Source organism: Paraburkholderia sp. JHI869 (assembly GCF_038900775.1).
GTDB lineage: Bacteria > Pseudomonadota > Gammaproteobacteria > Burkholderiales > Burkholderiaceae > Paraburkholderia.
On sequence record NZ_JAYMSC010000020.1, the window covers coordinates 111,422 to 125,099 of the forward strand.

Annotated in this window: 14 protein-coding genes; 5 read left to right on the top strand and 9 right to left on the bottom strand. The window is 65.0% G+C overall.

Annotated elements, in window-relative coordinates:
* Positions 1–75: 75 nt before the first annotated feature.
* The 4 genes from ctaD to VSR72_RS28725 all read right to left on the bottom strand — a co-directional run bounded on the left by ctaD (position 76) and on the right by VSR72_RS28725 (position 5,295).
* Positions 76–1,689: a cytochrome c oxidase subunit I gene (ctaD, locus tag VSR72_RS28710; protein ID WP_342955710.1), complete on the bottom strand. Its 1,614-nt coding sequence runs from the start codon at positions 1,687–1,689 to the stop codon at positions 76–78.
* 121 nt (positions 1,690–1,810) lie between these two features.
* A complete protein-coding gene (gene coxB / locus VSR72_RS28715; RefSeq protein ID WP_342955711.1) occupies positions 1,811–3,478 on the bottom strand; it encodes a cytochrome c oxidase subunit II in 1,668 nt (555 codons plus the stop codon).
* A gap of 89 nt (positions 3,479–3,567) precedes the next feature.
* Entirely contained in the window at positions 3,568–4,044 is a 477-nt protein-coding gene (locus VSR72_RS28720; RefSeq protein ID WP_342955712.1) for a DUF2244 domain-containing protein, read from the bottom strand.
* Positions 4,045–4,311: 267 nt separating this feature from the next.
* The gene (locus VSR72_RS28725) at positions 4,312–5,295 is read right to left on the bottom strand and encodes a methyltransferase domain-containing protein (protein ID WP_342955713.1); all 984 of its coding nucleotides are present in this window, start codon (positions 5,293–5,295) and stop codon (positions 4,312–4,314) included.
* Positions 5,296–5,508: 213 nt separating this feature from the next.
* Between VSR72_RS28725 and VSR72_RS28730 the strand changes: the two genes are divergently transcribed.
* The gene (locus VSR72_RS28730) at positions 5,509–6,225 is read left to right on the top strand and encodes a ComF family protein (protein WP_342955753.1); all 717 of its coding nucleotides are present in this window, start codon (positions 5,509–5,511) and stop codon (positions 6,223–6,225) included.
* A 42-nt stretch (positions 6,226–6,267) separates the two neighbouring features.
* On the top strand, positions 6,268–6,738 hold the full coding sequence (gene trmL / locus VSR72_RS28735) for a tRNA (uridine(34)/cytosine(34)/5-carboxymethylaminomethyluridine(34)-2'-O)-methyltransferase TrmL (RefSeq protein ID WP_342955714.1): 471 nt from the start codon (positions 6,268–6,270) through the stop codon (positions 6,736–6,738).
* Positions 6,739–6,760: 22 nt separating this feature from the next.
* Here the strand turns inward: trmL and VSR72_RS28740 are convergent, their stop codons facing one another.
* The 5 genes from VSR72_RS28740 to VSR72_RS28760 form a co-directional block, all read right to left on the bottom strand.
* Complete coding sequence (locus VSR72_RS28740) at positions 6,761–7,294, bottom strand: O-acetyl-ADP-ribose deacetylase (protein ID WP_342955715.1); 534 nt, start codon at positions 7,292–7,294, stop codon at positions 6,761–6,763.
* Positions 7,295–7,346: 52 nt separating this feature from the next.
* On the bottom strand, positions 7,347–8,345 hold the full coding sequence (locus tag VSR72_RS28745) for an NAD(P)H-dependent glycerol-3-phosphate dehydrogenase (protein ID WP_342955716.1): 999 nt from the start codon (positions 8,343–8,345) through the stop codon (positions 7,347–7,349).
* A gap of 46 nt (positions 8,346–8,391) precedes the next feature.
* A complete protein-coding gene (gene secB, locus VSR72_RS28750) occupies positions 8,392–8,856 on the bottom strand; it encodes a protein-export chaperone SecB (protein WP_028209298.1) in 465 nt (154 codons plus the stop codon).
* Between the two features lie 241 nt (positions 8,857–9,097).
* Entirely contained in the window at positions 9,098–9,358 is a 261-nt protein-coding gene (gene grxC / locus VSR72_RS28755; RefSeq protein WP_112172083.1) for a glutaredoxin 3, read from the bottom strand.
* Positions 9,355–9,780: a rhodanese-like domain-containing protein gene (locus VSR72_RS28760; RefSeq protein ID WP_028201814.1), complete on the bottom strand. Its 426-nt coding sequence runs from the start codon at positions 9,778–9,780 to the stop codon at positions 9,355–9,357. Before VSR72_RS28760 ends, grxC begins: the two co-directional genes overlap by 4 nt.
* Before the next feature lie 200 nt (positions 9,781–9,980).
* Between VSR72_RS28760 and gpmA the strand changes: the two genes are divergently transcribed.
* The 3 genes from gpmA to moeB all read left to right on the top strand — a co-directional run bounded on the left by gpmA (position 9,981) and on the right by moeB (position 13,633).
* Positions 9,981–10,730 carry a 2,3-diphosphoglycerate-dependent phosphoglycerate mutase gene (gpmA, locus tag VSR72_RS28765; protein WP_342955717.1) on the top strand — a complete coding sequence of 250 codons (750 nt, stop codon included), beginning with the start codon at positions 9,981–9,983 and terminating at the stop codon, positions 10,728–10,730.
* Between the two features lie 371 nt (positions 10,731–11,101).
* The gene (locus VSR72_RS28770; RefSeq protein ID WP_342955718.1) at positions 11,102–12,691 is read left to right on the top strand and encodes a S41 family peptidase; all 1,590 of its coding nucleotides are present in this window, start codon (positions 11,102–11,104) and stop codon (positions 12,689–12,691) included.
* Between the two features lie 180 nt (positions 12,692–12,871).
* A complete protein-coding gene (gene moeB / locus VSR72_RS28775; protein WP_342955719.1) occupies positions 12,872–13,633 on the top strand; it encodes a molybdopterin-synthase adenylyltransferase MoeB in 762 nt (253 codons plus the stop codon).
* Positions 13,634–13,678 lie beyond the last annotated feature (45 nt).

A 13,678-nucleotide genomic window follows, 5' to 3' on the forward strand; every position in this document is an offset into this window, starting at 1 on the left:
ATGCATTCGTGGTTGAAGACCGCGGATTTCGTTTGCGTCCGGCTGCGCACAGCCGGACGCCACAAACTCAACGGCTTATTCGACCGTCGGCGGATTCTCGAACGTGTGGAACGGCGCCGGGCTCGGCACGGTCCATTCGAGGCCGGTTGCACCGTCCCACGGCTTGTCGCTGGCCTTTTCCAGATCGCCGCCGCCGCGATAAGCCGGCAGCGCCACCGCGAACAGGAAGTACACCTGAGAAAGTCCGAAACCGAAGGCACCGATCGAGATCACCTGGTTCCAGTCGGTGAACTGGGCAGGATAGTCGGCATAGCGGCGCGGCATCCCGGCGAGACCGACGAAGTGCATCGGCAGGAACGCGAGGTTGAAGAAGATGAGCGAGCACCAGAAGTGGATCTTGCCGCGCGTCTCGTTGTACATCCAGCCGGTCCATTTTGGAGCCCAGTAATACCACCCTGAGAACAACGCGAATAAGGACCCCGCCACCAGCACGTAATGGAAGTGCGCGACCACGAAGTAAGTGCCGTGATACTGGATGTCGAGCGGCGCCATGGCGAGCATGAGGCCCGAGAGACCGCCGAACGTGAACACGATCAGGAAGCCCACGGCCCACAGCATCGGCGTTTCGAAGGTGAGCGAGCCGCGCCACATCGTGGCGACCCAGTTGAACACCTTCACGCCCGTCGGCACGGCGATCAGCATCGTCGCGTACATGAAGAAGAGCTGGCCCGTGACCGGCATGCCGGTCGCGAACATGTGGTGCGCCCAGACCATGAACGAGAGAATCGCGATCGATGCCGTGGCGTACACCATCGAGCTATAGCCGAACAGCGGCTTGCGCGAGAACGCCGGAATCACCTGCGAAACGATCCCGAACGCCGGCAAGATCATGATGTACACCTCGGGGTGCCCGAAGAACCAGAAGATGTGCTGGTACATGACCGGGTCGCCGCCGCCGGCTGCATTGAAGAAACTCGTGCCGAAGTGGCGGTCGAACAGCAGCATCGTGATCGCGCCTGCGAGCACCGGCATCACGGCGATCAGCAGGTAGGCGGTGATGAGCCACGTCCACACGAACATCGGCATCTTCATGAGCGTCATGCCCGGCGCGCGCAGGTTCAGGATGGTCACGACGATGTTGATGCCGCCCATGATCGACGAGGCGCCCATGATGTGCACCGCGAAGATCGCGAAGTCCATGCCCGGGCCCATCTGCGTGGAGAGCGGCGCGTAGAGCGTCCAGCCCGCGGCGGTCGCGCCGCCCGGCGAGAAGAACGAGCCGACCAGCAGACACGCGGCAGCGGGCAGCAGCCAGAAGCTGAAGTTGTTCATGCGCGCGAACGCCATGTCCGAGGCGCCGATCTGCAGCGGAATCATCCAGTTCGCGAAGCCCACGAACGCCGGCATGATCGCGCCGAACACCATGATCAGACCGTGCATCGTGGTGAGCTGGTTGAAGAACTCGGGGCGCATGATCTGCATGCCCGGCTCGAACAGCTCCGCACGAATGGCGAGCGCCATGACGCCGCCCGAGAGGAACATCACGAACGAGAAAAGCAGATACAGCGTTCCGATGTCCTTGTGGTTCGTCGCGAGCAGCCAGCGTCGCCAGCCGTGGGGCGTGGCGTGCGCGTGGTCGCCGTGCACGTGACCGTGCCCGCCAGCTACATCGTGTCCGATGCTAGACATGTCTTATCTCCTGTCGGTCCGGAGTTGGCGCTTTAGCGCCTGACTCCAGCCCCATGCAATTGAAATGCTGAAGCGAATTGCTTTGCGTCTCTTGCTGCTTGTTCTTATGGCGCGGGCCCGCTCAGGCCGCCGCGCTGATTTCCACCCGGCGCGCTTCCTTCGCGTTCGCGCCGCCCGTGATCGTTTCCGGCTTCTTCAGAATGATGTGGTCTTCGGAAATGCCTGCCGCCTTCATCGCGTCGCGCACGGCTTGTGCGCGGCGCTTGGCGAGGTCGGCGTTCGTGCTGGCGTTGCCGCTTGCATCGGTGTAGCCCGAGAGCGTGAACTTCGCGTCCGGGTGCGCCTTCGCGTAGTCGGCGGCAGCCTGAATGGCGTCCTTCGCGTCGGCGGGCAGCGTGCTCTTGCCCACTTCGAAGTAGACGCTAGCCGGCAGAGCGGCAGCACTCGGCGCCGCAGCACCCGATGCCTGATCCGCGCCGCTTGCGGCAGCCGGAGCACTTGCCGCGCTGGCTTCCGCCGCGCCGCTTGCCTCTTGCGCGCCACTGGCCGCTGCCGCGCCACTCGCTTCGCCAGCACCCGCCGCGGCGGTATGGTCGCCGCCTTCGGGCATCTTGCCGTTACGCGCGTCGGCCACCTGGCGCGGTTGCAGAATGTCGCCGGTGTGGTTGCCCCACGAATTGCGCTCGAACGTGATGACCGATGCGATCTCGACGTCGTTGAGCGTGGGCGCCCACGAAGGCATGGCGTTCTTGCCCTTCAGTACGATGCTCACGTGCTCGGCGATCGGGCCGTTGGCGATCTTGCTGCCGTCGAGCGCCGGGAACGCGCCTGCGCCCTTGCCGGTGGGCTGGTGGCACACCGCGCAATTCGACGTGTAGACCTTCTCGCCGCGCTCCTTGAGCTCAGCCAGCGTATAGGTCTTGTTCGGGTCGTCGTTGGCGGCGGCCATCTTCGCCTTTTGCGTATCGACCCACTTTGCGTAGTCGTCGTCGGAAAGCACCTCGACCACGACCGGCATGAACGCGTGCTCCTTGCCGCACAGTTCCGTGCAGAAGCCGCGATAGGTGCCGACCTTTTCGGCCTTGAACCACGTGTCGCGCACGAAGCCCGGAATCGCGTCCTGCTTCACGCCGAACGCGGGCACGTACCACGAGTGCACGACGTCGTTGGCCGTGGTGATGATGCGGATCTTCTTGTTGACCGGCACGACGAGCGGGTTGTCGACTTCCTGCAGGTACGTATCGGTGATCGGCTGGCGGTTGTTCACCTCGGAGCGCGGCGTGCTGAGCGTGGAGAGGAAGTTGATGCCCTCGCCCGGCCCCTTCACGTAGTCGTAGCCCCATTTCCACTGGTAGCCCGTGACCTTCACGGTGAGGTCGGCGTTGGACGTGTCCTTCATCGCGACGACGGCCTTGGTGGCGGGCAGCGCCATCAGCACGACGATGATGAACGGCACCACCGTCCAGATGATTTCGACCGTGGTGCTCTCATGGAAGTGAGCGGCCTTGTGGCCTTTCGATTTACGGTGCGCGTAGATCGAATAGAACATGACGCCGAATACGCCGACGAAAATCACGGCGCACAAGAGCAGCATCATCATGTGGAGGCTGTAGAGCTCTTCGGCGATGCGCGTGACGGGCGGCTGAAAATTGATCTCGTTCACCGCAGGGCCGCCTGGGCTGTCTCCGACTGCGAGTGCCGCGCCGGCGACGAGGAATCCGCTGCACGCCAGCACGCCCTGGAGGGCTCGCTTGATTGTTTTCATAGCTTCCTTACCCATAATTTCCATTCAAACCCTCGACCCCGCAGGAAGGTTTTGCAACCAGGGCGCCCCCTGGGACGCTCGTACCGCCAACCGGCAAACTCACGCGCCGCGCATCAAACCGCGCGCGCAAGCCAGGTACGCAGTTCCCGCGCGAACTGCGCACGCCGATATTGCGGCAGATGCAACCCGACAGCGACCGCCTGACCGCGGGACACGAGACGCACCGGGTCGCGTGGGGTCGCGCCCGGCTCGACCCGGACCCAGCGGGGATTGAATTCGAACTGCGTGAGCGCGTCGGCGCTCATCTGTTCGATCACCAGCCGGTTCGGATAAAGCCTGATACGTTCGTAATCGACAGCATGGCGCGCATAAATGACAAAAGCGCCGCCTACTACCAACAGATCGATACCGGTAAACGGCAAAACCAGCCAGGCGCCGTGGATCAACAACAGAACGGCGATCGCGATGGAAACCAGCGCCAGCGACACATAGAAGAACACGAATTGCCTGGGCGAAACCGAACAGTTGCGCTTCATGGTCCAGTCTTTCAGGACCGGTTCCGGACTCGCCAGCAGCTCAGACGCCTGCATCGCTCGCCTCCCCCACTTGCAACCTCGCCAGACTATCGCCGCGTTGCGCCTTGCACAACTACGGGAACATCTGGACTTGCCACAATGGATTTTGGGGACCCTTCCGTTCAGCAAGCTGACGCATTATAGGCGCGATCCCCAGCCCTCACAAGCAAGACTCAATCGCCAGCAAACCCATACCAGACGGGCGTTGCAGCGATTTTTCAAGCATTTTCCCGGGGCTTTTCAGGCGCTAATTTCAGGCATAACGAAAGCCCCCTTACCACGTTACCGATTCCTTGCCGGACCTCGCCCGATGTCTTCGAGCCGCACAATGCCATGGCCTTCGGCGGTCGTGCGCGGCACGGCCTTCCACGCGTGGCCGTAGATGATCTCGAAGGTCAGCGGGATCGTGCCCGCGTGCGGCCCATCCGTGCAGCGGCGCGCCTCGAGCGCGGCCACGAGCGCACGGTGCAGGCGCCGCGCGCCATGCGTGCCTTCGCGATCACCTTCGCGTTCGAACGGATACGCACCCCAGCGGCGCACATCGGCGAGCAGCTTTTCCGGCGTCTTGTAGGTGATGGTGAGCGTTTCCTGGTCCATCACCGGAATCTCGAAACCGTTCTCGACGAGCATGTCACCAAGATCGTGCATGTCGACGAAATCGATGACGTGCGCGCGCGTCGGCACGCCGTGCGCGGCCTCGACTTCGGCGAACGCGCCGCGCAGCTCCTTAAGCGTGTCGGGCCCGAGCGTGCTGAACATGAGAAGGCCGTTGACCTTGAGCACGCGCTGCCACTCCCCGAACACGAGGTCGGGGCGCGGATGCCAATGGAGCGCGAGATTCGACCACAGCAATTCGAACGCGTCATGTGCGAATGGCAGGTCGGCAAAGTCGGCCTGCGCTACACGCGGCCCGCGCGAGCCGAGCGCACGGCCAACCGATACAGGCAGAAAACGCCGCCAGCTCGTGTCGGGGGCATCGTGCTCGCGGGCGCGACGCAACATGGCGAGGGAGAGATCGGTGCCGAACACGGGCGCTTCAGGAAAGCGCTCGCGCAAGCCGGGCAGGTCGTCGCCCTGACCGCACGCGATGTCGAGCACGGCCGTGGGGCTCACCTTGATGTACTCGAGGCGCTCGCGCATGCGTTGCGCAATTTCACGCGGCAGGAAGGCAACGTCGTCGAAAGTCGCCGCTCGGCGATCGAAAATGCGCCGAAGGTGCCGGGTGTCATAGTCCGGACGGCCAGTTCTTGCGGGAGACGGGGACATGTCGGTCGTATTGGCGAAGTCTGCGAAGTATACTCGCTCACTCCTTTCCTTTCAGTCACGCGAGCCCGTTGAGCGGGCCGTCCTTCGATGCCACCGCGCCCTTTTTCACGTGAGCCACGCAATGCACCGCGTGTCACGCCGCTCGTTTCGGACCACAGTGCGCACCGCATTCGTCTTGCGGGCGTTGCGCGCGCCTGTCGAAAAGCGCGGGCGCTGCCGTCACGGCTTGCCCACTTCGTGCTGCCCAACCTGTGCCCATTATGCGGCAATTTGACGCGAGCCACGCTCTGTGTGTGCTGCGACGCGGCGTACTGGAACGAGCCGCGCCTGCGCTGCACGGTCTGCGCCATGCCGCTCGCGCACAGGCGCGGTGCGGCGGGACGCGCGCGCTACCGCTGCGAGGCCTGCGTCGACGCGCCGCCCGCATTCGACGCCACGCTCGCACTCGCCGACTATCGCGCGCCGCTCGACCTGCTCGCGCGGGGCCTGAAGTTTCGCGCGCGCCTCGCGCTCGGCGAAGAGTTCGCGCGACGCCTCGCGCTGGCCGCACAAGACATGTCCGCCGAACACGGGATGCCGGAGATCGTCGTGCCGGTGCCGCTCTCGCGCGAACGCCTGATCGAGCGCGGCTACAACCAGGCGTGGCAGATCGCGCGTCCGCTCGCACGCCGCCTGGGCACGCACGCGGACACCACGCTCGTACGACGCATTCTGCATACGGCGCCGCAATCGAAGCTCGATCGCGAAACGCGCCGCCGCAACGTCGGCCGGGCGTTTGCACTCACGCGGCCGCTCAGCGGCCAACATGTGGGCGTGGTCGACGACGTGATGACTTCGGGCGCCACGCTCGACGCGCTCGCGCATACGCTCAAGGCGGCAGGCGCAGGGCGCGTGACGAATTTCGTCGCGCTGCGCACGCCGAAAGACTGATCGGCCTCACACTATTCAAGACATCGAGAGAGTTTCATCGCCATGTTCAACGTCGTTCTCGTCGAACCCGAAATTCCGCCGAACACCGGCAACGTGATCCGCCTTTGCGCGAACACGGGGGCGCGACTGCATCTGATCGAGCCGCTCGGCTTTCCCCTCGACGACACGAAAATGCGCCGCGCGGGGCTCGATTACCACGAGTACGCGCAGATGCACGTGCATGGCAACTGGGATGCCTTCATCGCGAAGGAAGCGCCCGACCCGTCGCGCATGTTCGCGTTCACGACGCGCGGTTCGAGCCGCTTTCACTCGCACGCGTTCCAGCCGGGCGACTGGTTCGTGTTCGGCGCGGAAACGCGCGGCCTGCCCGATGCGGTGCTCGACCGCTTCGAGACGCCGCAGCGCGTGCGCCTGCCGATGCGGCCGGGCAATCGCAGCCTGAATCTCTCGAATACGGTCGCGGTCGTGGTGTTCGAAGCGTGGCGCCAGGCGGGGTTCGAAGGCGGCGAATAAGGCAAATGCGGCAAATGCGGCGCTAGGCGTTACCGCGCTCCGCAAGCTCACGCTCGTAGCGCGTGAGCATCGCATTATCGAAGCACGCGAAGATCACATGCTCGAGCGCTGGGTATTTCGGTAACTCGTCGATCACGGTCGCTACGGCAATCTGCACCGCGTCATCAGCCGGATAACGGTAGACGCCGCAACTGATTGCCGGAAACGAGATGCTCGTCACGCCCGCCTCGCGCGCGCACTCGAGCGAGCGCCGGTAGCACGAAGCGAGCAGATACGCTTCGTCACGGCCGCCGCCGTACCAGACGGGGCCCACGGTATGGATCACGTGTTTCGCGGGAAGGCGATAGCCGCCGGTGATTTTGGCGTCACCGGTCGGGCAGCCGTTCAGGGTCTCACACTCGCGCAGCAGGTCCGGTCCGGCGGCGCGATGAATCGCGCCATCCACGCCGCCGCCGCCGAGCAGCGATTCATTCGCCGCGTTGACGATTGCATCGACCTTCAATGTGGTGATGTCGACGGCCTGCGCTTCGATGCGGCAATTTCCGATGGTCAGCATACGGTCCTCCTCGATGCGTGCTTCATGCAAAGCGCAGCAGGACCGAAACGCCCTACTCCGCCTTCGCGTCGCGCCGGAGCAGCGCGCTCACGGCGTCGCGCGGCGTGACACCGTCGAACAGGACGGCGCATACCGCCTGGGTGATCGGCATGTCGATGCCATGCGCGTGCGCGAGCGCCAGCACGGCCTGCGCGCAGCGCACGCCTTCGGCCACGTGGCCGAGCGCGCCCAGGATATCGTCGAGCGTACGGCCGCTCGCGAGCTGCTTGCCCACGGTGCGGTTGCGCGAGAGGTCGCCCGTGGCGGTGAGAATGAGGTCGCCCAGGCCGGTCAGCCCCGTGAAGGTTTCCGCACGCCCGCCGAGCGTGACGCCAAGGCGCGTCATTTCCGCGAGACCGCGCGTGATGAGCGCGGCGCGTGCGTTCAGGCCGAGACCCAGGCCATCGGCAATGCCGGTCGCGATCGCGAGCACGTTCTTCACCGCGCCGCCCACTTCCACGCCGACGACGTCGTCGCCTGTATAGATGCGCATGGCGCGGTGATGGAACGCGGCGAGCGTGCGCTCGCGGCAATCGGCGGAGGCGCTCGCCACCGTCAACGCGACGGGCAGGCCTTCGCCCACTTCGCGCGCGAAGCTCGGCCCCGAAAGCACGCCGTTGCTTGCGTGGCCGGGCAAAACGGCCGCCACGACCTGATGCGGCATCAACTGGGTTTCTGCCTCGAAGCCCTTGCAGAGCCAGACGAAGTGCGCGGGCACGCGGCCCATGTCGCGCAGCGTGCAGAGCATGCCGCGCAGGCCCGCCACGGGCGTGGCGAGCACGACGAGATCCGCCTCGCCCGACGCATGGTCGAGCGCGGCGGCGAGATCGGTTTCGTATTGAAGAGACTTGGGCAGCGCGACGCCCGCGAGATAGCGGGCGTTTTCATGCGTCTTGCGCAAGCTGTCGACGAGCGCGCCGTCGCGCGCCCACAAAAGCGTGTGATGCGCCTGGGCGAGGTGCCCTGCCAGCGCGGTGCCCCACGCTCCGGCGCCGAGAACGGCGATGTTCATTCCGATACTCCGCACCGGTAGTTCGTGGAAACGATCAACGTACGCTTTAGTGCGTAGCGCTGCTCGCGCCGTCTTGCTGGGCGAGTTGCTGCAGGCGTTGCTCGTAGAGCGCCTGGAAGTTGATCTCGGCCAGATGGATCGGCGGGAAGCCCGCGCGCGTGATCGCGTCGGCGATGTTCGAGCGCAGGTACGGGAACAGGATGGTCGGGCAGGCGATGCCGACGAGCGGGTCGACCTGTTCGGCCGGGATGTTGCGGATGTCGAAAATGCCGGCTTGCTTGGCTTCGATCAGGAACGCAACCTTGTCCTTGACCTTGGCCGTGACGGTGCCCGTGACGAGGATCTCGAACACCGATTCGGCGAGGCGCTCGGCCTTGACGTCGACTTCCACTTCGACCGACGGCATGTCCTGCTCAAGGAAGATGGCCGGCGAATTCGGCTGCTCGAGCGACATGTCCTTGAGGTAGATGCGCTGGATATTGAAGAACGGCTGGTTGTTCTCGTCAGACATGGTGTATGGCTTCCCTGATTGAATGGATCACGGCGGCATTATCGCGGCATCTCGAAGGCCCGAAAATGCGCCGCACTACGGCAATGAACGGCAACAGGCCCGCGCAAGCCTCACTGGCTCGCGCGGGCCGAAACCTTGGCGTCGCTACGTCACGCTGCGCAGCCCGCCTGCGGACCAAGGCCGCACGGCTATCGGGCTGCGAATCAGGCTATGCATCTGCCTGGACTCGCCGCCCCTAACCTCAGGCGGTTTCGAGCAGCGGCATCAAGCCGCCCGCACGGTCGAGCGCGGAGAGGTCATCGTACCCGCCCACGTGCGTCTCGCCGATGAAAACCTGCGGCACGGTACGCCGGCCGGTGCGCGTCATCATCTCTTCGCGCCGCGCCGGGTCCCGGTCGATCAGCACCTTCTCGATGTGTTCGACGCCGCGCGACTTTAAAAGACGCTCGGCCATCTGGCAATACGGGCACACCTGGGTGCTGTACATGACCACTTTGCTCACTTCGAACCTCCTTGTTTCACGACCGGCATTCCGGCCTGCTGCCAGGCGTTCACGCCGCCGTCCAGCACATGGACCTCGGCAAAACCGGCGTCCTTCACAAGGCGCAGCGCCTTGTGCGACTGCTGGCCCGTCTGGCAGACCAGCAACACCGGGTTGCTCTTGTTCTTCACGAGCTGGCCGATCTTAGCCTCGAGTTCGCCAAATTCGACCTGGCGCGCCGAGGGCAGATGGCCCTTCGCGAATTCACCCGCGGGACGCAGATCGACCACCACCGCGTTGCGGCGGTTGATGAGCTGCGTCGCTTCGGCGGTGGAAACCCCGCCGCGCCCGCCGCGCTTGAGCGTCGGCCACAGGAGCAACCCTCCTGAGATGAGGACGATCGCGATGAGTACAAGGTTGATGTAATTGGTGAAGAACGTCACGGAGGGTCCGCCGGAAAAAGGGAAAGTCGGAGAAATCGTTCGAAATCGGATTCGGGCAATCCGCTCATTATAAAATAACCGTTTGTCGCAGGGTTACCGCCCCCCAGCCCGGGCGTGCAGCCCGCGGGACCGGGCCGCAGCCTTGGCGTTGCGTCTCCCGTCCCCGATTACCGCTTCCTTCACTACCGACCGGCATCCTCATGTACAAACTCGTACTCATCCGCCACGGCGAATCGACGTGGAACAAGGAAAACCGCTTCACCGGCTGGGTGGACGTCGACCTCACCGAGCAGGGCAACCGCGAAGCGCAGCAAGCAGGCCAGCTGCTCAAGGAGTCCGGCTACACGTTCGACATCGCCTACACCTCGGTGCTCAAGCGCGCGATCCGCACGCTCTGGCACGTACAGGACCAGATGGACCAGATGTACCTGCCCGTGGTCCACTCGTGGCGCCTGAACGAGCGTCATTACGGCGCGCTTTCGGGCCTGAACAAGGCCGAAACGGCCGAGAAGTTCGGCGACGACCAGGTGCTGGTCTGGCGCCGCAGCTACGACACGCCGCCGCCCGCGCTCGAGCCGACCGACTCGCGCACGGCCTACAACGACCCGCGCTACGCCAAGGTGCCGCGCGAGGAGCTGCCGCTCACCGAGTGCCTGAAGGACACGGTCGCGCGCGTGCTGCCGATCTGGAACGAGTCGATTGCACCGGCCATCAAGGCGGGCAAGAAAGTGGTGATCGCCGCGCACGGCAACTCGATCCGCGCGCTCGTGAAGTACCTCGACAACATCTCGGATGACGACATCGTCGGCCTGAACATCCCGAACGGCGTGCCGCTCGTCTATGAGCTGGACGAGAACCTCAAGCCCATCACGCACTACTATCTGGGCGACGCCGAAGCCATCGCGAAGGCGCAGGCCGCCGTGGCGAACCAGGGCAAGAAGGCGGGCTAAGGGTCCGCGCTTTGCGTCACCGGCCGCACCTTGGCCGTGCCTTGTTTAGTCAGGCAACCGCCGGCCCGTCGGGCCGGCGGCGACTCGCGGGCCGCACCCAGTGGCCGCGCGGGCGCCGTGCGGCTTCGCCCCGGCAATTCGTTGCACATTCCCCTTTTTCCCGTTTTTCTTGTGCCTGGCTGGCAGGATTGCCAGCGCCTTGCCAGCACCGAAATTGAGGCACATGGTTTGCGAACCAGGCCGCGGCTACGCTGTCTTAGTCCCATCGTACGCGCCATATACACAGCCACGGCGGGTGTGCAGTTATACTTGTCCGTCGCTTTTCCAATAGACGCTGCCACGCGCCTTTTCGACCGCACGCAACATACTCTATGCGAAAGAACCTGAAAAACATCGGCCTGATCGCCGCTGGCCTCGCAACCGGCGTATTTGCCACCTTGCAGATTTCCGCCGAGGCGCAGCAAACCCAGCAGACGGTCGTAGAGCCGCTGCCGCTCGACCAGCTAAGGCTCTTCGCCGAAGTGTTCGGTCAAATCAAGCATGAGTACGTCACGCCGGTCGACGACAAGAAGCTCCTCACCGCCGCCATCAAGGGCATGGTGTCGAGCCTCGACCCGCACTCGTCGTATCTCGACAAGACCGATTACCAGGAGCTCCAGGAGCAGACCAAGGGTCGCTTCGCGGGTCTCGGCATCGAAATCTCGTCGGAAGACGGCCTGATCAAGGTCATCTCGCCGATCGAAGACACGCCCGCGTACCGCGCCGGCATTCGTCCGGGCGACCTCATTACGCGCATCAACGACAAGCCGGTGCGCGGCATGACGCTCGACCAGGCCGTGAAGCAAATGCGCGGCGACCCGGGCACCAAGGTCACGCTCACGATCTTCCGCAAGACCGACGATCGCACGTTCCCGCTCACCATCACGCGCGCCATCATCAAGGTGCAGAGCGTGAAGTCGAAGATCCTGCAGCCGGGCTACGCGTATGTCCGCATCACGAGCTTCCAGGAGCGCACGGTCCCTGACCTCGCCGCCAAGCTCCAGGACATCGCGCGCCAGGAGCCTAACCTCAAGGGCATCATTCTCGACCTGCGCAACAACGGCGGCGGCCTGCTGCAAAGCGCCGTGGGCGTGGCCGGCGCGTTCCTGCCGCCGGATTCGGTCGTCGTCTCGACGAACGGCCAGATCCCGGACTCGAAGCAGGTCTACCGCGACACCTACGAGAACTACCGCCTGCCGTCGTTCGACGGCGACCCGCTCAAGGGCGAGGCGGCCGAGTTCAAGACCGTGCCGATGGTCGTCCTGACCAACGCCTACTCGGCGTCGGCATCGGAAATCGTCGCGGGCGCCCTGCAGGACTCCAAGCGCGCGCTCATCGTCGGCAAGACGACGTTCGGCAAGGGCTCGGTGCAGACCGTGCGCCCGATGACGGCCGACACGGCGCTGCGCCTGACCACGGCGTACTACTACACGCCGAGCGGCCGCTCGATCCAGAACAAGGGCATCCGTCCTGACATCGCGGTCGACCAGTACTCGGACGGCGATCCGGACGACGCACTCGTCACGCGCGAAGTGGACTACCAGAACCACCTCGCCAACACGCAGGACCCAGACGAGAAGAAGGAGCAGGAAGTGCGCGAGCAGGAGCGCATGGACATGCTGCGTCAGCTCGAAGAGCAGAACGACAAGAAGACGCCGGAACAGCGCCAGAAGGATCGCGAGCGCAAGCCGGTCGAGTTCGGTTCCACCGACGACTTCATGCTCCAGCAAGCCCTGAACAAGCTCCAGGGCAAGCCGGTGACGGAATCGAAGTCGCCGATGGAGCGCCGCCTCGCGCAGCAGAAGCCGCCGACCTCCGCTTCCGCACCGATCGCCGTGAAGCCCGCAACGCTCATCATGGCGCCGGGCCCGGGCTCAGCGTCGGCTCCGGCTCCGGCTCCGGCCTCGGCTCCGGCGAAGTAAGTAACACGCCGCACCGCCTCGCGACCCGCGCGTCTTGTACGCCGGTCGCGAGGCCGCCCCTCCTCCAGCCGCCGGCGTCGTTACAATAACGGCACTGTCTTTCCCCGGCGCGCGCTTCCCGATTCAGGGCCATTCAGGCTCTGGAAGTCCATCGCAGCGCCATCGAACAAGCGCATCGCGATGAACGACGACCAACTCCTTCGCTATTCCCGCCATATCCTCGTCGACGAGATCGGCATCGAGGCGCAGCAGCGCTTCCTCGACGCGCACGCGATTGTCGTGGGCGCGGGCGGCCTGGGGTCGCCGGCGGCGATGTATCTCGCGGCTTCGGGCGTGGGCACGCTCACGCTCGTCGACAACGACACCGTCGACCTCACCAACCTGCAGCGGCAGATCATGCACGAGACGGCGTCGGTGGGCCGCGCGAAGGTCGAGTCGGGGCGCGAGGCCATCGCACGGCTGAATCCCGAGGTGAAGGTGAACGCGCTGCAAACGCGCATCGACGATGCGTGGCTCGACGCGCACGTGCCGGGCGCGACCGTCGTGCTCGACTGCACCGACAACTTTGCCACGCGTCACGCCATCAACCGCGCGTGCGTGAAGCACGGCGTGCCGCTCGTTTCGGGCGCGGCGCTGCGCTTCGACGGGCAGATCAGCACGTTCGACTTCCGCGACGACGCCTCGCCCTGCTACGCCTGCGTGTTTCCCGAAGACCAGCCGTTCGAGGAGGTGGCGTGCTCGACCATGGGCGTGTTCGCGCCGACGGTGGGCATCATCGGCGCGATGCAGGCGGCCGAGGCGCTGCGCGTGATCGGCGGCATCGGCGCGACGCTCGTCGGGCGGCTCATGATGCTCGACTCGCTGCGCATGGAGTGGAACACGATGCGCGTGGCGCGGCAGCCCGACTGCCCGGTGTGCGGCGAGCGGCACCGGCACGCCTGACGCACGCGTGAGCCAAGCCAGAAAAAAGCCCCGGACACGCCGGGG